The organism is Shewanella mesophila (genome assembly GCF_019457515.1).
Classification (GTDB): Bacteria; Pseudomonadota; Gammaproteobacteria; order Enterobacterales; family Shewanellaceae; genus Shewanella; species Shewanella mesophila.
The window spans coordinates 2,297,528-2,317,619 of sequence record NZ_CP080421.1 but is presented as its reverse complement, the minus strand read 5'-3'; the positions used below and the strand labels follow the sequence as shown (position 1 = coordinate 2,317,619).

18 protein-coding genes and 2 tRNA genes are annotated in these 20,092 nt (G+C 43.7%); 13 read left to right on the top strand and 7 right to left on the bottom strand.

Annotated elements, in window-relative coordinates; all coding sequences use genetic code 11:
• Window positions 1-30 precede the first annotated feature (30 nt).
• On the bottom strand, window positions 31-1,536 hold the full coding sequence (rmuC, locus tag K0I73_RS10140) for a DNA recombination protein RmuC (RefSeq protein ID WP_220061029.1): 1,506 nt from the start codon (window positions 1,534-1,536) through the stop codon (window positions 31-33).
• Window positions 1,537-1,708: 172 nt separating this feature from the next.
• Between rmuC and msrP the strand changes: the two genes are divergently transcribed.
• Genes msrP through msrQ form a run of 3 tightly spaced genes read left to right on the top strand, consistent with a single transcriptional unit; the run spans window position 1,709 to window position 3,478 of the window.
• The gene (msrP, locus tag K0I73_RS10135) at window positions 1,709-2,740 is read left to right on the top strand and encodes a protein-methionine-sulfoxide reductase catalytic subunit MsrP (RefSeq protein ID WP_258405165.1); all 1,032 of its coding nucleotides are present in this window, start codon (window positions 1,709-1,711) and stop codon (window positions 2,738-2,740) included.
• Window positions 2,736-2,858, top strand: coding sequence for a pentapeptide repeat-containing protein (locus K0I73_RS19255; RefSeq protein WP_220064332.1), 123 nt, complete (start codon window positions 2,736-2,738; stop codon window positions 2,856-2,858). The genes msrP and K0I73_RS19255 overlap by 5 nt, the downstream gene beginning before the upstream one ends.
• A complete protein-coding gene (gene msrQ / locus K0I73_RS10125; RefSeq protein WP_220061027.1) occupies window positions 2,846-3,478 on the top strand; it encodes a protein-methionine-sulfoxide reductase heme-binding subunit MsrQ in 633 nt (210 codons plus the stop codon). Before K0I73_RS19255 ends, msrQ begins: the two co-directional genes overlap by 13 nt.
• Here msrQ and K0I73_RS10120 read toward each other — a convergent pair.
• Window positions 3,455-4,783 carry a diguanylate cyclase domain-containing protein gene (locus tag K0I73_RS10120; RefSeq protein WP_220061026.1) on the bottom strand — a complete coding sequence of 443 codons (1,329 nt, stop codon included), beginning with the start codon at window positions 4,781-4,783 and terminating at the stop codon, window positions 3,455-3,457. The genes msrQ and K0I73_RS10120 overlap by 24 nt on opposite strands.
• Window positions 4,784-4,798: 15 nt before the next feature.
• On the bottom strand, window positions 4,799-5,779 hold the full coding sequence (locus K0I73_RS10115; protein ID WP_220061025.1) for an ABC transporter substrate-binding protein: 981 nt from the start codon (window positions 5,777-5,779) through the stop codon (window positions 4,799-4,801).
• Between the two features lie 214 nt (window positions 5,780-5,993).
• On the opposite strand from K0I73_RS10115, the gene K0I73_RS10110 reads away from it, so the two are divergent.
• Entirely contained in the window at window positions 5,994-7,640 is a 1,647-nt protein-coding gene (locus K0I73_RS10110) for a methyl-accepting chemotaxis protein (RefSeq protein ID WP_220061024.1), read from the top strand.
• Window positions 7,641-7,683: 43 nt separating this feature from the next.
• Here the strand turns inward: K0I73_RS10110 and K0I73_RS10105 are convergent, their stop codons facing one another.
• Window positions 7,684-8,010 (bottom strand): hypothetical protein, encoded by a 327-nt coding sequence (locus K0I73_RS10105; protein WP_220061023.1) that lies wholly within the window; start codon window positions 8,008-8,010, stop codon window positions 7,684-7,686.
• A gap of 192 nt (window positions 8,011-8,202) precedes the next feature.
• On the opposite strand from K0I73_RS10105, the gene K0I73_RS10100 reads away from it, so the two are divergent.
• Together K0I73_RS10100 and K0I73_RS10095 are read left to right on the top strand one after the other, a co-directional pair.
• Entirely contained in the window at window positions 8,203-8,697 is a 495-nt protein-coding gene (locus K0I73_RS10100) for a putative 4-hydroxy-4-methyl-2-oxoglutarate aldolase (RefSeq protein ID WP_220061022.1), read from the top strand.
• 41 nt (window positions 8,698-8,738) lie between these two features.
• Complete coding sequence (locus tag K0I73_RS10095; RefSeq protein WP_220061021.1) at window positions 8,739-10,568, top strand: AsmA family protein; 1,830 nt, start codon at window positions 8,739-8,741, stop codon at window positions 10,566-10,568.
• A gap of 201 nt (window positions 10,569-10,769) precedes the next feature.
• On the opposite strand, the gene K0I73_RS10090 is transcribed toward K0I73_RS10095, so the two are convergent.
• Together K0I73_RS10090 and gloB are read right to left on the bottom strand one after the other, a co-directional pair.
• A complete protein-coding gene (locus K0I73_RS10090) occupies window positions 10,770-12,308 on the bottom strand; it encodes a LysM peptidoglycan-binding domain-containing protein (RefSeq protein ID WP_220061020.1) in 1,539 nt (512 codons plus the stop codon).
• An 86-nt stretch (window positions 12,309-12,394) separates the two neighbouring features.
• Window positions 12,395-13,174 (bottom strand): hydroxyacylglutathione hydrolase, encoded by a 780-nt coding sequence (gloB, locus tag K0I73_RS10085; RefSeq protein ID WP_220061019.1) that lies wholly within the window; start codon window positions 13,172-13,174, stop codon window positions 12,395-12,397.
• Window positions 13,175-13,302: 128 nt separating this feature from the next.
• On the opposite strand from gloB, the gene K0I73_RS10080 reads away from it, so the two are divergent.
• A complete protein-coding gene (locus tag K0I73_RS10080) occupies window positions 13,303-14,046 on the top strand; it encodes a class I SAM-dependent methyltransferase (protein WP_220061018.1) in 744 nt (247 codons plus the stop codon).
• On the top strand, window positions 14,046-14,942 hold the full coding sequence (locus tag K0I73_RS10075) for a LysR substrate-binding domain-containing protein (protein ID WP_220061017.1): 897 nt from the start codon (window positions 14,046-14,048) through the stop codon (window positions 14,940-14,942). The genes K0I73_RS10080 and K0I73_RS10075 overlap by 1 nt, the downstream gene beginning before the upstream one ends.
• Window positions 14,943-14,974: 32 nt before the next feature.
• Here K0I73_RS10075 and rnhA read toward each other — a convergent pair whose 3' ends face one another.
• On the bottom strand, window positions 14,975-15,463 hold the full coding sequence (rnhA, locus tag K0I73_RS10070; RefSeq protein WP_220061016.1) for a ribonuclease HI: 489 nt from the start codon (window positions 15,461-15,463) through the stop codon (window positions 14,975-14,977).
• Window positions 15,464-15,531: 68 nt separating this feature from the next.
• Here rnhA and dnaQ point away from each other — a divergent pair, with 68 nt between their 5' ends.
• The 5 genes from dnaQ to K0I73_RS10045 all read left to right on the top strand — a co-directional run bounded on the left by dnaQ (window position 15,532) and on the right by K0I73_RS10045 (window position 20,090).
• Complete coding sequence (dnaQ, locus tag K0I73_RS10065; protein ID WP_220061015.1) at window positions 15,532-16,260, top strand: DNA polymerase III subunit epsilon; 729 nt, start codon at window positions 15,532-15,534, stop codon at window positions 16,258-16,260.
• A 46-nt stretch (window positions 16,261-16,306) separates the two neighbouring features.
• On the top strand, window positions 16,307-17,584 hold the full coding sequence (locus K0I73_RS10060; RefSeq protein WP_258405347.1) for a TIGR03503 family protein: 1,278 nt from the start codon (window positions 16,307-16,309) through the stop codon (window positions 17,582-17,584).
• A 118-nt stretch (window positions 17,585-17,702) separates the two neighbouring features.
• A tRNA-Asp gene (locus tag K0I73_RS10055) sits at window positions 17,703-17,779 on the top strand.
• A 55-nt stretch (window positions 17,780-17,834) separates the two neighbouring features.
• A tRNA-Asp gene (locus K0I73_RS10050) sits at window positions 17,835-17,911 on the top strand.
• Between the two features lie 319 nt (window positions 17,912-18,230).
• The gene (locus K0I73_RS10045) at window positions 18,231-20,090 is read left to right on the top strand and encodes a cation:proton antiporter (protein WP_220061013.1); all 1,860 of its coding nucleotides are present in this window, start codon (window positions 18,231-18,233) and stop codon (window positions 20,088-20,090) included.
• Window positions 20,091-20,092: the final 2 nt, after the last annotated feature.

Below are 20,092 nucleotides of genomic sequence, written 5' to 3'. Positions count from 1 at the left end.
AAACTGGTTCCAGCAGTAGCTATGGTGATATTAGTTCAGTTTTATATCACTTGTTTGACTTCCTTGATGCTCATCTAGCGCTTTTTCAAGTAGCTGGGTATCTAATTGTTTGCTGGTTGTCACTCCCAGTTGTTGCATTTGGTGAGCTTGACGTAACAAATTCCCTTTACCGGTAGATAGTTTACCCATAGCGCTGACATAACTTTTATCTAATGACTCGATGGCACGGCCGACTTTCTCCATATCCTCAAGATAGCCACATAATTTGTCGTAAATTTTTCCTGCCTGTTTGGCGATGCGTTGTGCATTTTGGTTCTGATATTCATAGCGCCAGATATTGTTGATGGTTCTTAAGGCCACCAATAAGTTGGTTGGGCTAACCAACATGATATTGTTATCTAAGGCGTAATTAATCAGACCTGGTTCATGTTCTAGCGCGAGTAAAAATGCGGGCTCTAAGGGAATGAACATTAGCACATAATCTAGGCTTGTTAAGCCGTGTAGTTGTTGATAGTCCTTTTGACTGAGACCTTTAATATGAGCGCGAATAGAGTTGCAATGCTCCTTGATGGCGCTCGTTTTAGTCAATTCGTCTTCGCTATTAAAGTAGCGTTCATAGGCGACAAGTGACATTTTTGCGTCGATGACCACATCTTTATTTTCTGGGAGATGAATAATCACATCAGGCTTGAATCGTTTACCATTGTCATTCTTTAGATCTTGTTGGGTTTCATATTCGTGGCCTTCGCGAAGCCCACTCTCTTGTAATACTCGCTCGAGGATCACCTCGCCCCAGTTGCCTTGCTGTTTATTATCACCTTTTAATGCTTTGGTTAAATTGACCGCGTCTTGGCTCATTTGCAAATTGAGTGCTTTTAGGGATTCGAGTTGATGTTTAAATGCGCTTCTTTCAGCTTGCTCAACGGTATAAGATTCTTGAACTTGCTTTCTAAAGCCTTCTAGCTGCTGTTTAAAAGGTGACAGTACATGAGATAGCTGCTGTTCGTTTTGAACCTGCAGATTCTGGGTCTTAGCATCAAAAATCTTGTTGGCAAGATTCTCAAACTGCTGGGTTAGGCGAGCTTCAGACTGATTTAGGTGGCTAACCTTTTCTTCTAATGCTTTTTGTTCGGTTTCAAATTTCACCGTTAGCGTTTGCTGCATCGCATTGGCTTTCGATAGCGCCAGTTGCGTCTCCATCAGTTTTCGTTGCACTTGGTGCAGCTGTTCCTCTAGCTCTATCGCCCTTTGTGCTTGCGCTTGGCTCATGCCGAGTAGGGATATTTGATGCTCAAATTTTTGTTGCAAAAGGTGATTCTCATCATGCCTATCGGCCAATTGAGCCTGTATCAGGTCAAATTGTTGTTGGCTATCTTGCAGTGTTAGTTGATGTTCCTCTACAAGCTGCTGTTTCACTGCATCCCATTTTTGACGAGTAAGACGTTGGTTTAACAGTGCGCCAATGAGAATGGAGAGTAGTGAGACGGCACAAAGCACAATGATTTCAGGCAAAGAGAGTGGTATGGCGGTAGGCATAGACAAAGAACTCATAATATTGAATGCTGTAAGCCTCTCATGACCTTGGACGCGGTTCAAGAGCCGTAGTGGTAAATGCTTAACTCTTATTCGTTAATTATTTTTTAAGTGAAATTTTTTTGCGGTTTGCACTATCTAATAAACAACAGAGAAGATCTATATGAGGTTTCCCGTGGCTAAACCAAAAAACATTGCTCCTATTACTCATCCTAGTTGGAATGAAAAACAATCACATGTAACACCCGAAGCCGTGTTCAATGATAGACGCAATATCATTAAGGCACTTGGTCTCGGAGCCATCGGAGCCAGTATTCCTGGACATGTTCAGGCGGGGTTGTTCGATCTCTTTGGAAAAACCAAGGAGCAGACACCTTTCGTTACCAAGCCGCTAAACTTCATTCAAAATCAATTATTTGGGAAAAGCGAGATATTAACGCCAGAACAGAAAGTGATCTCCCATAATAATTTTTACGAGTTTGGCACCAGTAAAACCGATCCTTATGATAATGCTCAGAGTTTTAAAGTGGACCCTTGGGTGTTAAAAATTGAAGGCTTAGTGGATACGCCGTTAACACTCGACCTAGACGATTTAACAAAACTATTCTCATTAGAAGAGCGAATATACCGGCTTCGCTGTGTTGAGGCGTGGTCAATGGTTATCCCTTGGGTGGGTTTCTCGTTAGCGGCGCTGCTAAAAAAAGCGGGCGTCAAAGCTGGGGCAACACATGTGGCATTTGAAACGCTATTTGATCCAGAGCAGATGCCTGGTCAAAAGAGCCGCTTAATGGGGGGCGGAATTCATTATCCTTACGTTGAGGGGCTGAGATTGGATGAAGCGATGAATGAACTTTCCTTCATGGCCGTTGGTTTATATGGTAAGAGCTTGCCAGCTCAAAACGGTGCTCCCATCCGACTCGTTGTACCTTGGAAGTATGGTTTTAAGAGTATTAAATCGATTGTACGTATTCGGGTGATGGATAAACAACCACCAACGAGTTGGAATCAACTTGCTAGTCATGAATATGGCTTCTATGCCAATGTGAATCCTAAAGTCGACCATCCTCGTTGGTCTCAAGCGACCGAGCGTCGTATTGGCGAAGGTGGTATATTTTCGGCGACTCGTATACCGACACAAGCTTTTAATGGCTATGGTGAACAGGTTGCATCCCTTTATAAGGGGATGGATCTGACACGGTACTATTGATTTAAGAGAAAGTGATTTAAGAGAAAGTGATCTAAGAGGAAGTGACTTTAGAGTCAGTGATTTTAGAGCACCTAATTCTAGATTAAGTGATAGTTTGGAGAGTCTTTGTTTACATTAACAAATAAGCATCTGTTGCCACTAAAGTGTCTGTTTCATCTGCTAGCGTTAATACCAATCGGCTACCTAGTTTGGACCGTGAGTAGTGGCGACGCGGGTGGCGATCCGGTGCAATATATTATTCACTACACTGGGATGGGTGCGTTAAATACGTTAGTTGCAGTGTTATTGATTTCGCCGATAGCGAAGCGATTCAAGCTTGGTGTATTAATGCAAACTCGACGTCTAGTTGGCTTATATGTATTTGCCTATGCTTCATTACATATTAGTGCATTTTTGAGTTTAGACTTATTGTTTGAATGGCAACTTTTAGCGAGTGAAATCGTTAAACGTCCCTACATCCTGGTCGGTGCTTGCGCTTATCTATTACTTCTTATGTTAAGTATCACTTCGCTTAACCGTCTTAAGCGTAAGATGGGAAGGCGCTGGCAGACTCTACATAATGGAGTTTATGTGATTGCCATATTGGCACCCGTTCACTTTTATTGGTCGGTAAAGTCTGAAGTGATAGAGCCGAGTATCTATATCCTGATATTTGCATCGCTGTTGTTGCTTCGCGTCAATATTTTACGGTGGAAAAAACGGGTGGCGGGGCGCTTATCCAAGATTAAGGTTATTTAATGCAATGGTAGATCGCTGGCTAAATTGATAGCTATTACCTGGCACTTTTTTGGCCATATACATGTTTTCGTCGGCGATTTTGAGCAACGCTTGCCGAGATATGTCGTCGTTAGGTCGCAGTGCGACGCCAATACTAACATTTAGCGCGATGTTGGTGTCTTGATGATTGATCACTGGTGACAAGTGTTGAATAATTTTTTCGATAACAATATTGACCTCCAACATGTCGCTGATCGGCTCTAACCACACGACAAATTCATCACCACCGAGTCGGCCGCAGATATCGGAACTTCTAATGGCGCTTTGTAGGCGGTTTGCAATGGTGATCAAAACACGATCGCCTATGTCGTGGCCAAAGCTGTCGTTTACCTCTTTAAATTTATCTAAGTCGATAAATAACATTGCTGCGTGGGTATTTGTGCGTTGACAACGGGCTAACGCGGTATCAATCTGCCTTTCAAATGCACTTCGCGAATAGAGCCCTGTTAAGTCATCATGTTCTGCAACATATTTAAGCTTTTCAGTTTGTACCTGCAGTTGTTTCGTTTGTCTTTCGACCTCTTGTTGTAACGAGTCTTTCTTAATCGTGGTTTCCATCAATCGATTGGTCATGGTATTGAATTGTTGGGCAACGGTCGCAAGTTCATTTGTCGCGTTAATGACGATTTTACTGTGCAGATCTCCTTGAGATAAGCGCATGATACCAGCGGTAAGCCGATGTAAGCTTTGGTTAAATGTTTTAAGCGTCGACAGCGTAATAAGAAGTAAAATAAGTGAGCCTACCGTCAGTATTATAATCACCCACATTAAAATGCTTGCTTGCTTGTCTGCTGAGTGTTTTAACTCTAACCTTTGTAGTTTCGTTAAATCTTCGCTCATGGCTTGTATCGAGATATTAAAACGTACCGTTAGCATGCCGTTTTTTGATGTAATGCCATGATCCGGTGGTACCGACACATTCTCCTTCGCCAGTGAAAGTAGGGCATTGAGGTTGTTGGTGACCCTGCGTAAGTTGAGCATGAGTAACTTGGCATTGGGGGAAAATGCGTCATTAGCGGCCAGTTTTTTTTGCAACGAAAAAAGGGCTATTTGAGTTTGATTGAGGGCATCTTGATCTTGAAACTCTTGGAGTATCCATAGCCTACTACGCAGTACATCAATGGATTCTTCCAGTTCGATGATATAATTTGACGTTGTGAGGCTTTGTTGCTGTATTGATTTTAGACTCATGAACGCCACAAAAATCGTTGCAGTTAGCAACAAACTAAGGATCAATTGAGATTTTAATCGAGTGGTGATCATCATTTCGACATCTAGATCCTAATTAGTCATGGCCTTAAGTAGGGCTGAATCGTCCAGTAATATTCGAAAATCGGGCATCATTGGTGATGATACTGCGCCGCTAGCGACTGCCCAGCGTGCTTGTGTATGAAGCATTGATAGTAGAGAGTTGTTTAAAGATAGCCTAAAAATGTAATCGCTCCATGCCCATTCGAGTTCAGCATCTGAAATATTAAGGTAGTTGCTAATGATCTTTTTGGCCTGTTTGGGGTGCTCTGCAATAAATTGTTGGGTATCTGCTAAAGCTTTTAGAATCTTCACATGCTGTTCAAAGTGTACCCTGGTATTTGTATCAGAACTGATCAAATTAAACGACAGATTATAAATTCCTTTACTCGGATATTGATAAATGTTACTGCCTTGATCTGTGATGAGATGATATCCATAGGGCTCCCAAATTGATATGAAATCGACTTCACCAGCAATTAGGGCTGGGGCAAGTTCTTGCGGAGACATATATACTTTCTCGAATGAACTATTTTCTTGTCCCGTGATAATAAGAAGTGAGTCAGTGAAAAACTCGCTAGAAGAGCCTTTTATAATGCCAATCCGCTTATTGTTGAAACCTTGTCGATCTATGTGACTGTTTTTTCCAAAACTGAGTAGTTTAAGATCGTTATCAGATTCGACAAAACTGGCCAACAACCGAAAATCATTACGCTTGAAACTATTGAACATAGCTACCGATTCCGAACTCGTGGCCAAATCCGCATTACCATTAATCATCGCATCAAAGCAGAGGTGTCCACCTTGATAGGGAACAAGTTCTACATCAACGTCGTGACGTTTAAACAGGGCTAACTCTTTGGCAATGATGAGTGGGGCGCTAAGTGGTGTGGTTGACATAGCTATGCGTATTGGCGTTGGTGGAACCGAGGCGGGTGACTTCTCTGGCCATAAATTGATGACCAAGATCCCCAAAGCTGCAACGACTGTCAAGACGATACTTAAGCGCTTCATTGCTGGACATTCTCCTGATGATTCATATCAATACTTAGTGTAGTTGTATTTATCTGTTAGTGAGTGGTAAAAGTAGACTAGGTAATAGAAAAATTTAAACTTTTTCTAGTTATACCTTAAGTTCAAATAACCAAATAATTTTGACAAACAGGGCGCTTTGAACGACGTTTAAGTAATGTTAAGTTATTTACCATAGAGCACAGAGGTTATTATCATGACCGTAATAAATAACCTATTTCGTAGGATCAGAATCTCAAGTCGTTTACTGTTAATGTTAGGTTTAGCTGTGATCGCGACCATCTTGATGTTTATGTTTGCGCTATTAAGTATCGAAGGTCTGCTGTATCAAGACAAACAGGATAAGTTGACGTCACTTGCCGATACTGGTGAGAAAGTGATTGCCCAGTATTATGAACAATCTAAGCGAGGCGTAATGAGTGAGGCCGATGCAAAGGCCAATGCAATCGCTGCGTTAGATGGATTACGATATTCAGGTAATGAGTATTTTTGGACTATTGACCGAGATGGCGTAATGGTGCAACACGCTTTTGCTAAAAAGCTTGTCGGTACGAATGTGTTAGGCATGAAAGATCCAAATGGCGTAAAGCTATTTGAGTTGATGGTGACAGGGACGAAAAACAGTGAATACGCCCTTATCGAATATATGTGGAATAAACCCAATACGACCGAACCTAGCCCGAAAATGAGCGTAGTTAAGCGTTTTGAACCATGGGGTTGGATTGTGGGTACAGGGATTTATGTCGATGATATTAATGATGAAAAAATGGCTTTTACGGGGGAGTACCTTTTAATCGCCGTGCTTGTTTGGTTACCGGTTATCTTTTTATTGGTGATCATCTCTCGTAGTATTTCTATTCCAATGCAACAAACCATTTCTGCCTTTGAAAATATTGCACGTGGTGAAGGTGATTTAACCTTGAGACTAAACGAGTCAGGCAAGGATGAATTAAGTATCGTCGCCAGTAGCTTTAATGCCTTTGTGACTAAGATACAATCTTTAATTCTGTCCGCGTCAACATCAGTGAGTCATAGCCGTGAATTAGCCGAGGGATTGGCTGTTATATCTGCTGAGGCATCTACGATAACAAATAGTATGCAAAGCGAAACAGAAAGCGTTGCGACTGCAATTAACGAAATGTCGATGGCGGCGTCTGAAGTGGCTTCCAATGCCCAACTAGCGGCAGATAGTGCTGGCAGTGCAGATAGTGAGGCGGATCGGACCGCTCAGGTTGTCGATGTCGCAGTGTCTAAAATTACAGTACTCTCCGGTGAGCTAGAGAAAACGTCCCAAGTTGCTCAAGGGTTACAGGTAAGTTCAAGTAAAATTGGCCAGATCTTAGATGTGATAGTGGGTATTGCAGAGCAAACAAATCTTCTCGCGCTTAATGCGGCGATCGAGGCGGCAAGGGCAGGAGAAGCTGGCCGTGGTTTTGCGGTCGTTGCAGATGAAGTGAGAACTCTCGCAAGCCGTACTCAAGATTCAACTCAGGAAATTAACAGCATTATCGATGCGATAAGAGAAGCGATAGAAAATGTTAACCGCTCAGTGTTAACGGCTAAAACACAATCATTAGAAACGGTAGAAGAGACGACTCAAGTGGTCGATGCTCTGGGTACAATTAAGGCTTCTATTCGACAAATTTCAGATATGAATATTCAAATTGCAACCGCGACAGAGCAGCAGAGTGCTGTTATAGCAGAGTTAAATATGAACGTAACACGTATTAATGATATCTCTTTAGAAAACCAACACAAGAGTGAGCAGATCGGTAGCGCTAGCGATCAGATTAAAACAGGGTCTTCAGATTTAGAGACACTAATATCATCTTTTAAAGTATAAAAATGTTAGTTGGAATATAAAAATAACCTGTGAAGCTCGCAGGTTATTCTTTATCGGTAATTTCTTGTTCGCGCATGATCTGAATAACATCATCAAAAGAGATGCCATACTCACGAGATAAATTAATGATCTTTGTTTTGTAGGTTTGAATCTTTTCTTGCTGTAGTTTCTTAAGTTGTTCTTCATCGACTAAATCATTAACAACTTCTTGTAAGATAGTTAATCTTCTTAGGCTGTAATCTAGTGATTTAAGGTAGGTTTTCATTTGGCTTGCATTACGGGCCAACTCTAGTCCGCTAGTCTGCTTCTTTTCATAGCCATATTCGTCAATTGCGCTAATTGCATCTTGTAAATTAAAAGTCTCTTTCATGTCATCTCAATTGCTAGCTGTGAGGTTAAAACTGAAATCGGTTATAACAATAACTGTATATACCGAGGTGTCGTTGATTATAGAGCGTACTACTTAAATCTAAAATAGAAACATTGTAAATTCACATAAATTTTCATTTTAAAGCAGCCTTGTTATAGTAGCTTAAAATATCATCGCCGCATGGAGGCTTTTATGCTCGATTTACTCCCAGATCTGTTTGATCTCTATCCATCAGAATTATCACTCTTAGGTCATAATTATCGCCAATTCGGTAATCGAAGCATATTTTGGGGAGAAGTGGTAACGGTCAAATGCTTCGAAGATAACTCTAAGTTAAAAGAGTTACTCGCTCAGCCTGGTGATGGCAAAGTGCTTGTCGTCGATGGTGGCGGCTCTTCACGTCGGGCACTGCTTGGAGACATGATTGCGCAAAGTGCGGTCGATAATTGCTGGAGCGGTATCGTGATTAATGGCTATGTTAGAGATGTTGCGGCATTAAACTTGATGCCTATAGGTATACAAGCATTAGGGGCTAATCCGATTAAAACCGATAAACGTGACATTGGTGATGTGAATGTGCCAATAGAGATAGACCGCGTTATAATTAAGTCTGGCATGTTCTTGTATGCCGACGATAATGGTATTGCGGTATCAGAATCGAGATTAGATTTTTCAAGCCTGTGCTAGTTGTCAGAGACGTTAACTAGATCTACCAGATGGAACCTGTTATGAAATTTATTAAATGGTCACTCATTGTTGTTGTTTCACTGTTTATTTTACTCGTTGCCTATCTTACACTCATCTTCGATCCGAATGATTTTAAACCTCAAATAGTCGATGCTGTTAAAAAGCAGACAGGCAGAGATTTACAAATTAATCAAGATCTCAGTTGGACATTTTTTCCTTCTATCGGTATTTCTCTTGGCGATATAACCCTTTCTAACCCTAATGGCTTTAAAAACCCAACCATGGTTAGCGTTAAAGGTATCGTCGCTGAAGTGGCATTACTGCCGCTGTTTAGCAAAGAGGTTGAGGTTTCGCAGCTTAATTTAGATGGCTTAACGGTTAACCTCGATACTTACAAAAATGGCCGTTCAAGTTTTGATGGTTTAGATGGCAGTCAAGCCGCTAAACCTGATTCTGAGACTAAGACAAGCCAAGCGCCATCTTCAATCCAACTTAGTAGTCTAAATATCGGCGGCGTTGCGATCACCGATACGCAGATTAATATGTTCGATGAATTAACGGGCAAGAGTCAAAGCTTCACTTTAGATGAATTTCGATTAGGAGAGTTTTCTCTCGGTCAATTAGCGGAATTTTCATATAAATTTAGCGCAAGCTTGCCAGAGATGAAACTCGTCAGTGAAGGTAGAGGACAGCTTAAGGTATCAGCTGAACTCGATCAGATCGCAATTAATGATTTTGTTATTAGTAACGATATAAAAGGGGACGCGATCCCAAATAAAGCGATGGCGGTATCGCTAACGACACAAGTTCAGATCGATAATAAAGTTAAGCAACTTGGTGCTCAGCTCGATAGCCTATCTGTCGATGATATAAAGGCAACGGGCAAAATTGATGTTAATTATGGCAGCCGAGTCCCGAGTGTGATTGCGTCACTTAATTTTGGCGATATTAACTTAGAGAAGTTTTTGCCAAAGAGTGAAGAGTCTAAAGATCAATCGGCAGAAGTGACTGCTAAAGAGCAGCCACAAGAGCCGGATATTTCGGGCCTAAAGGCTGTTAACCTTAAATTTGATTTAACGGCTAAGTCGATTGCTGCAAAAAATATTAAAACCAGTAATTGGATGATGAATGTAACCATTAAAGATGGGGTGTTAGATCTCAGTAAATTATCCACCGAACTCTATCAAGGTAAACTACTGACATCGGCGCGGTTAGATGGTCGTAAGCCGGTGGCGAGCTACAAGTTTGATAGTAGCATTACGGGGGTTCAAATTCGGCCGTTGCTGACCGATGCGGCAGAAGTCGATCTACTTGCTGGGGCAACGAAGTTTACTATTACAGGTTCAGGCAACAGTCTGATCCCAGACAATATTAAGAAAAACTTGCTAGCAAAGGGGCAATTTGAAGTTGCCGATGGCGCTATCCATGGGGTGAATATCCCACAAATGATCCGTGATGCTAAAGCTAAATTGGGTGGGGATCTCAATGCAGCGTCTACTGGCGAAAAGAAGACAGACTTTACCAGCCTTAGTGGCAGTTTCTCTATGAGTAAAGGCGTTGTGACTAATCCCGATCTAGCAATGGCGTCGCCATTAATTCGTTTAGGCGGCAAGGGTAATGTTAATCTGTTATCCGAAGTGTTGGATTACGCCCTGACGACTTCGGTTGTAGGATCACTAGAGGGACAAGGTGGTGGCGAGCGCGATGCACTTTATGGTGTTGAGATACCTTTTGCCATCTCGGGCACTATGTCTGAACCAAAGTTTGCTTTAGATACTGCTGCGCTATTTGATGCAAAATTAAAGCAGGAAACGGATAAAGCGAAAGATAAATTAAAGGATGAACTGTTTAAAAAGTTAGGTGGCTTTTAGTCAACCTGAACTCGGGGTTAAGAGATTAAATATGAAAAAGCGATGCTATGCATCGCTTTTTCTTTTTAACCTGAGCATGGCAAGGGTAGGGTTATACCAAGTTTCAAAGAGCTTCAGAGTCGCTGGAATTGATATTAGTGTCTCCCCTATGCGTCAAGCTTTATGCATCAAGCTCATTTCCAGTCTATTAGCGTTGCCATGTTAGACTCGTGATTTGGTCACATCGACATACAGTGTCAGCTTCTGTCCTGGTTGCAGGTATTTTTGTTTAGATAAACCATTCCACTGGACTAACTGATTAACACTCACTTTAAATTTACCGGCGATTTTGGCTAATGAATCACCGTTGCGAACCGTATAATTAACCGTCCTCGTTACCGCGTTGCTAGCACTTTCTTGCCAAATCACCAATTTCTGTCCCAGCTTTAAGGGATCTCTGGGTGCCATACCATTCCATTTGGCTAGGCTAGCGACAGTGACTTTATATTGCTTGGCAATCTTCCAAAATGAATCTCCACTTTGGACAACATACTGCACCTTTTGTCCCTTACCACTGGTTTGGCGTTTATGTAAACGCTGATCAGCCGACAGCAGATATTTGGAAGGATCTTTTGCCGAAATGGGAATTAACAGGTGCTTGCCGGCGATAATGGTATTATTTTTAATATCATTAACCGCACGAAGTGCTGAAGGTGTCGTGTGAAAACGTTTGGCGATAATACCTAGGCTGTCACCTGACTTGATCTTATAGCGCTGCCATTTCAGGCGATCTTCTTCGTTACTGCTTATTAACGTCGCTTCAAAAGCATCCGCTTTATCGACTGGCAAGACCAGTGTATGCGGCCCTTCAGGTGCCGTAGCCCACTGGTTAAAACCTGGATTAAGTGCATGAAGCTCTGTTAGTTTCATGCCTGCCATCTCAGCTGCCAGTGCAAGATCGATCTGACTGCCAATGTTCACCACTCTAAGTTGGGGCTGATTCGCGATAGGGAATAGTTCAATACCATATTCTTCGGCGTGCTGGATCACATCGGCTAATGCCAACAATTGTGGTACATACCGCTCGGTTTCCCTCGGTAGATCTAATGTCCAAAAATCGGTCGCTTTTCCCGCGCGTTCGTTACGTTTAACCGCATTTAATACTCGACCCTCACCCGTGTTATAGGCCGCGATGGCGTATAACCAGTTTTGGTGGGTCTTTTGATAAAGGTATTCCATCATGTCGAGCGCAGCGGTCGTAGCCGCTGGCACATCTCGTCGACCGTCATACCACCAGTTCATTTGCAAGCCAAAGTGCCGCGCCATAGGGGAGGTAAATTGCCATAAGCCTGACGCCGCCCCGTGGGAGTAGGCAAAGGGATCGAACGCACTTTCTACGATAGGCAGTAGCGCTAATTCAATGGGTAGGCCCCGTGTCTCTATCTCTTCTACGATAAGGTACATGAAAGGTTGAGCGCGCTCAGATACCCGAGCCAAGTGCTGTGGATGTTTAAGGTACCAATCTCGATATTGATTGACTAACTTTTGATCGGGCACAGGGAGTGACAAACCCAAACGAATTCTTTGCCATACATCGGTCACCACGATAGGTTGCGGCATTTCTGTTTGTGGCGTAATGGGATCAACGATAATAGGTGGTTCAACAGTTGTTGCTGGCGTGGTTGTCGCTTGCTGATTGAATGACTGGCAACCGACAAGCAGGGAGAGTCCCCCCGCCATCAGGACAAATGATAAGCGCATCTATAAATATTCCTTACAATATGTCCCTCTTACACAACCTCAGATGAGAATGGGGACTTAATTAGCGCGCTATTGTAAATGATTTATTAGAAATTGTCCTTCCATTGCCTCAGAAGCGTGAAACAGGTTTGTTCATCGCTAATAGGTTGTTGAAAATGGGTCGATAAGTTTTGCTGTATATCTGCGCTGTTTGCCCTTAAAAAGGGGTTTATGGCCTTTTCCAGCGCCAGCGTTGTCGGTAATGTTGGTTGTTCTTCGGTCCTTAATTGCATCGCTTTTTGGTGATATTGTTGCAATGCCTTGTTAGCTGGCTCGACATGGAGTGCAAAGCTGAGATTGGCTAATGTGTACTCATGGGCTGGATACACTAGGGTGTCATCATCTAGCTCACTCAAACGATTTAAGGAGCGCAGCATCTGTGTTGGTGTGCCTTCAAATAATCGTCCGCATCCTGCGCTGAATAATGTATCGCCACAAAAAAGATGACCATCGATTAGATAGGCAATGTGGCCTAAGGTGTGTCCTGGGAGATGAAATACTTTTATCGGCGTTGGGAGTAGTGGCAGTGTGATACTATCCATTTGAGCCGAAATGCTGTGGGTGATCCCTTCTATATTTTCATCATCGGGACCATACACATGAAGTTTATGACCAGAGTGAGCTTGTAGCCCTAAGATCCCACCTGTATGGTCATGGTGATGATGGGTGATCAATATGCCGCTAAGTTCAATGTTGTGTTGCTTGAGATAGGTGATCACCACGTTACTATCGCCAGGGTCGACGACATAGTGTTGTTTGTTATGAGCGTCGCTGATAAGCCAAATATAGTTGTCGTTAAATGCGGCTATGGGTGAGATAGATATCATAATTTGGGTACCAATTAAAAAGTGTGCACGGCTTTAGTTTACTGAGCAAAGCTATTGCGTGTATAGGGCTTTAGGGATTTAATAGTCTAGCGACTAACGGGTTTTGTTCGCAAAGCACTGGAGGGAGTGTGTCCACAAACGCAATTAAACCACAACAATGGCAAGACTTGCCTAATGGATCTTGGCTTCAGGAGGCGGTGGAAGATAAGTTAGCCAGTTGGTGGCCTAAAGTTTTTGGCTACCACCTGCTGAGTATGGGTCCCTTGAGTGCGTCATTGGAAAAGCCCAACCTGCCGATTGGACGGGAATTCTCCATGGTACAGCAAGGAGATGCCAGTCTCATTGGTAGCTATTGTAACTTGCCCGTGCAAAATGGCGTGATCGATGCTGCGGTGTGCAGCCTCTTGTTGGACTTTGAACTCGACCCCTATCGAGTACTGCGAGAAACCGACAGAGTCCTTATTTCTGGTGGGTATCTATTTATCATCGGCTTCAACCCGCTAAGTCCAGCATTTATTGGTAAGCTATTGCCTAAATATCAAGAGCAACTGCCATGGTGCGGGCGGTTTTTTACACCTGCAAGGGTTAAAGATTGGCTGGGATTATTGGGCTATCAAGTGATTGGAGATGAACGTTTAGTCTATCACCATCTACTCAGTAATATTTATGATGAGAGTATTTGGCAACATGCATTACAAGCTTGGCTACCTGGCAGTGGCTCTCTTTATATTATCGTTGCTCGTAAACTGGATACGCCGCTCACGCCAATCCTTGATAAGCAGCGTGTTCGCAGGCCTAATTGGTCTACCGCTCCGACAGCGGGTCGAACGGGTCACCTAAGATCTCATGCTAATAAAAAAGAGATCATCTAATGCGTATCACCCTAAAACAGTTAGCAATTTTTGAAGCCGTAGCGAGAAGTGGTCAAGTAGCTCGCGCCGCTGAGTTAGTCAACCTCTCAGCGCCAGCGACATCGATGGCATTGGGGGAGCTCGAAAAGCAACTCGATGCGAGATTATTTGAGCGTGTCGGTAATCGACTGCGTCTTAATAGTCAGGGTAGTCTGCTATTGCCGTTAGCGACCGAAGCCTTACATAAGGTTGAACAAATTGAACACTTATTTTCATCACCCGAAGCCCAGTTAAGCGGTACCCTAAATGTGGCTGCTAGTTCAACTATCGGCAACTATTTACTGGCAAAGAGTACCGTGGCATTTTGTCAGCAATTTACTGCATCTATGGTCGATCTCAATATCAACAACACCCAAGCGGTGATTAATGCGGTATTGGAGTTTCGCGCCGAAGTCGGCTTTATTGAGGGCCAATGCCTCGATAGTCGCATTAAAGTCGAGGCCTGGCATAAGGATAGATTGTTGGTATTTTGTCATCCAGGACACCCGTTAGCGGGGCAAATGATAGAACCTAAGGAGTTGCGTGGTTTACCTTGGGTAATGCGCGAAGCGGGATCGGGTACGCGGGAATATTTTATTAATGCGGCCAATACCCTCGATCTGCAGCCGATTGAAAAGTTCAGTTTTTCGACTCCAGATGCGATTAAGCAAGCAGTAAGGCAGGGCGCTGGCTTAGCGGTATTGTCTGAGCTGACATTGGAAAAAGAGCTCAGCCGTAAAGAGCTGGCAATTATCGAGGTTAAGGGGCTTACATTGGCGCGGCAGTTTTATCGCATTCGTCATAAAAGCCGAAATCCAACCGCGCTCTGTGATGCCTTTAATCAGTTTAGCCAGCGATTTTTAAATCTAGCACCTTAAGTTAACCGTATTGCGTAGTGGAAAGTACCGTCTTATTGACTGATCGTTTTTGTTTCAATATAGCCAGTATCGGTTGTTGTCGGTTTTGCCTCTGCAGCTTCTCTAGCTAAGGTATCACAGCGTTCGTTTTCGATATGACCTGCATGACCTTTTACCCAGCGCCAATCAATATGGTGTCCCTTAGTGGCTTTATCGAGACGTTGCCAAAGGTCGACATTCTTTACTGGTTGTTTGCTTGCAGTCAACCAACCGCGTTTTTTCCAACCATGGATCCATTGAGTGATCCCTTGACGCATATATTGGCTGTCGCTAGTGAGGATAATATTGCAGGGTTCTCTTAATGCCTCGAGTGCGATAATAGGCGCGAGCAGTTCCATACGATTATTGGTGGTGAGGGCAAATCCTCCAGCGAGCTCTTTAACATGGGCTTTATATTTCATTACCACGCCATAACCGCCGGGGCCTGGATTTCCTAGACAGGATCCATCGGTAAATACTAACAGTTGTTTCAGTCCGGTCATCAAGTTGCTACCATAGCCAATAATGCGGGCAGTATACCCAAAATATTTCAATAAAAGTGTATGTAAACATGAATATTATCTCTAGCGCAAAGCGCCAAGTTATTCTCGATACTGAAACAACTGGTATGAACCAGGGAGCAGGAGCGATCTTCTTTGGTCATCGAATCATCGAAATTGGTTGTGTTGAGGTGGTTAACCGAAAGCTCACCGGGCGTCATTATCACAAATATATCAATCCAATGCAGGCGATTGATGAAGAAGCTATTGCGGTTCATGGTATTACTAACGAATATGTTGCCGATAAGCCGACGTTTGCGCAAGTCGCCGCTTCATTCATTGAATTTATCGATGGCGCTGAGATAGTCGCTCATAACGCGAACTTCGACGTTAGTTTTATGGATCATGAGTTTTCTCTGCTTCAGCCTAGAGGACCGAAAACCACAGATATTTGCCAAGTCTTGGATTCCCTTGAGATCGCAAAGTTTTTGCACCCAGGACAGAAAAATAACCTCGATGCCTTGTGTAAGCGATATGGCATAGACAACTCACGCCGGGATCTGCACGGGGCGTTACTCGATGCCGAGATCTTAGCTGACGTTTATCTTATCATGACCGGTGGACAGACTAAGTTTGAACTGTCCAATGAAAAACCGGGTCAAGAGGGCGGCGGGATCCAAAGATTAGACATAAATCGCGCAAAACTTAAAGTGATCGCTGCCTCTGCCGATGAATTAACTATGCACGAGCAAAGACTAGATTTAGTTGAGAAATCAGGACAATGTATCTGGCGAGGATAAACGTCATTCTATGAAAATCTGCTTATTACAGGTATGCCTTGGCTTAATGCTATCTATTTTGGGGCTGAGTGCTAACGCCCAAGTAGTGCCATCTTCTCAGGCTAGCGAACTCAAAAACCGTTTTCGTATCGATCATATGGTCGACGAGCTCACGCTGTTTGTACAACGAGAATATGGTAGTGCGCCAGTTATTGTGGTGTTACCCGACGGTAGTAAATGGCATTCCTCTCGTCACCCTGAAACGGTAGAGTGGGTTGATGGTTTGAGCGGCGATATTATTACCATCAAGGCTCCTATGCCTGGCCCTTGGCAGTTATTAGGTCGAGTCGTTCCGGGGTCAAAATTAGAAAAGGTTTCTCAGCTAGAGATTGTCGTTGACCCTATGCCACAACCCCTTTATCAGGGAGAACGCCTTAAAGTTACCGCGCATCTAATGGGCGACCAGCAGCGGATGCGGATGCCTGGTCTTGATTACCTCATTAATTGGACTGCACGATTCGTGAGCCAGCACCTTCCTGGAGATGAGAATTTTGCGGCAGGAACCTTAATCGTTGGTAGTTACAAGGATAATGGTGAAGATCTCGATGAGCAGCCAGATGATGGGGTTTTTACTGGTGATATTAATCTCAATCAGCCTTGGGGACACTACAACTTTCAAGTTGTAGCGCAGAACGATATTTTCCGTCGCGAAGTTCGTACCGACTTTGAACTACTGCCGATGCCCGTTAAGTTAGACGTTATTGAGCCAGATGATCACCTTAAGGGACGCTGGCAGTTGCAGTTATCTATCGATGAAACTCAACTGGTTCTGGATGATACTTATTTTGAGTTTGAATTAGTTGGCCCTGCGGGGTTACAGCTGAGTATTCCACTGCAAGCATTAGCTGAAAATCAAATTCAGTTAGTACTTCCCCAAGTCTCTGAATTTGGCAGTTATCGAATTAAGGGCACCGCCGCGGCTACCACCCATACGGGCCGAGAAATATTACTACGGCTGCCAGAACAATTTTTCAATTTGGTCCCGCCACCCGAGCCGCCGCCAACGGCTGAAGAACTTGCTGCAATTGCGGCAAAAAAAGCCGCGATTGCCGAAGAGAAAGCCAAAGAAGATGCCATGTTTTGGATCATTACCATTAATTCAGTTTTACTCATTTTTGGTACTATCGGTTTGTTGATCTGGCGTAAACGTCAGAATCTGAAGCGTGCATTGGCGGTTACTGCAGCACGTCTTGAAGAGGAAAGGGCGAAAGAGATTGGCCCAACCTTAGATGAAATTGACCTAACCATGCCTGAAGATATTGGTGATAATAATCCTAAGCCTTGATTTGCGTTTTGAACGAATTTTGGCTGAATTGATGTTTTTTTAACTGATTGGTTAATTTGATTAAAAAAATTATTGACGAGGGTTTATCACCTCAGTATTATCCATCGCAACTTGATGTGGAGCGGTAGTTCAGTTGGTTAGAATACCGGCCTGTCACGCCGGGGGTCGCGGGTTCGAGTCCCGTCCGCTCCGCCACTCAAGTACCTAATTTAAAATTGTTTTGAAGTAATACGAAGCAGTTGCAAGTTTAGGAGCGGTAGTTCAGTTGGTTAGAATACCGGCCTGTCACGCCGGGGGTCGCGGGTTCGAGTCCCGTCCGCTCCGCCAACACAAAGATGAAAGCCTCAGCAGAAATGCTGAGGCTTTTTTCGTTACGTGGAAACAACAATAGCAAGCGAGATCGTTCAGTTGGTTAGACTTTTGATGAACAGATGGCGACCTGTCACGCCGGGGGTCGCGGGTTCGAGTCCCGTCCGCTCCGCCAACACAAAGATGAAAGTTGATCTTTGCAAATTGTCAATTGGTATGGATTGATAATTTATAACGTCAGCGCTGTTATTCTGTTAGATAAAATCATCGACAATAAGCACTGCGTCACCCATGCTGTAAACTGTAACGTTAGCTATCAATATTTAAGGATAAATAAATGGTTGAGCAGATCACTGCTATGCTTGGACTCGTTGGTGTCCTCTCTATCTTATGTCAGTGGCTTGGATGGAAGTTGCGCCTACCCGCTATTTTGCCCTTACTACTGTGTGGCTTGTTAGTTGGGCCAGTATTTGGCGTGCTCAACCCCGATCTCATCTTTGGCGATCTTTTATTTCCCATCATCTCCCTCGGAGTGGCGGTAATTTTGTTTGAGGGGGCATTAACTCTTAATTTTTCTGAGATAAGAGAGCATGGCCGTATGGTTACCCATCTCGTTACCATAGGCACTCTGGTAACTTGGGCGGTTATCGGTTCTGCGACTCACTATATTATGGGATTTAATTGGGAAATGGCGATGCTGTTCGGGGCGCTTGTCGTGGTTACAGGCCCTACGGTTATCGTGCCTATGCTGCGCAGTATTAAGCCTAAATCTCAACTTGCTAGCATATTACGGTGGGAAGGGATTGTTATCGATCCCATTGGTGCATTATTAGCTGTGTTGGTATTTGAATATATCGCGGTCGCTGCTGAGCCCACTAGTCATGTGTTGCATTCATTAGTGTATATGTTGGGAATTGGCCTCGGGTTAGGTGCAGCCGCTGGTTATGCTATTGGGCTGATCATTCGCCGTGGTTTAGTGCCACATTACTTGAAGAACACCGCTGTGTTGACCATCATGTTAGGTGTCTTTGTTGGCTCTAATCTATTGCAAGAGGAGTCGGGACTACTCTCTGTGACCGTGATGGGGATCTGGCTCGCGAATATGCGCGGCGTCGATATCGCAGACATCATCGAATTTAAAGAAACCCTGACGGTGTTATTTATCTCTGGGCTATTTATTTTGTTAGCCGCGAGATTAGATTCGCAGGCATTACTTAATCTTGGCTGGCAGGGCATAGCGTTGTTGTTGATCGTCATGTTTGTCGCAAGACCCTTAAGCGTATGGATCTGCGGCATTGGCACCTCATTACCTAGAGCCGATAAGTGGTTTTTAAGCTGGCTTGCACCTCGAGGTATTGTGGCCGCGGCTGTGTCCTCTTTGTTTGCTATAAAGCTGGAAAGCCAAGGAGTGCAGGGGGCGGATCAAATCGTCCCCTTAGTGTTTCTCATCATTATTGGGACCGTGGTCGCTCAAAGTCTAACGGCCGGTGCATGGGCACGATTTTTAGGTGTTAAGGCGGGTTCTGCTCAAGGGTTTCTCATTTTCGGTGCATCTAAGTTTGCAAGAGCGCTTGCAAAAGTATTGCTGAGTAAAAATGTCCCGGTGATCTTAGCGGATAATAACTGGGATAACATCCGTTTATCACGCATGGATAACATTCCTGTCTATTTTGGCAATCCCGCCTCAGAGCATGCTGATAACGCGATCGATATGAACGGTGTCGGTCGATTGTTAGTCTTGTCACCATATCGACAACTTAACCCCTTAGTGACATTTCACTATCAGGATCTGCTCGGTAAAAATAAGGTATTTGGTTTAAATAACAGCGAGGGAGGTAGTGCTCGTCATCAGTTGTCTGAGTCTTATCAGAAGCGCCTGTGTTTATTTGGCGAGTCGGTTTCCTATGCGCGTCTGGCGAGTACTATGGCTAAAGGGGGAGTGATAAAGAGTACCAATATCACCGAAAATTTCACTTTTACCGACTTTAAAGATCGCTATGGCGAAGGAGCGTTACCGCTTATTTATCTGCAAGAGGGTAAGGTTAAGTTGATCACTGGGGTAATAAATGAGTTACCAGTGGGCATTGAACTCATCAGTTTGTTATCAAATGAAGCCATTAGTGAAGCTCAAGTTGCTGGCGAACAAAAAGTGGATCAGAAGAGAGCGGCTAAGGTTAACATGCAATCGGCGGGTTAGTT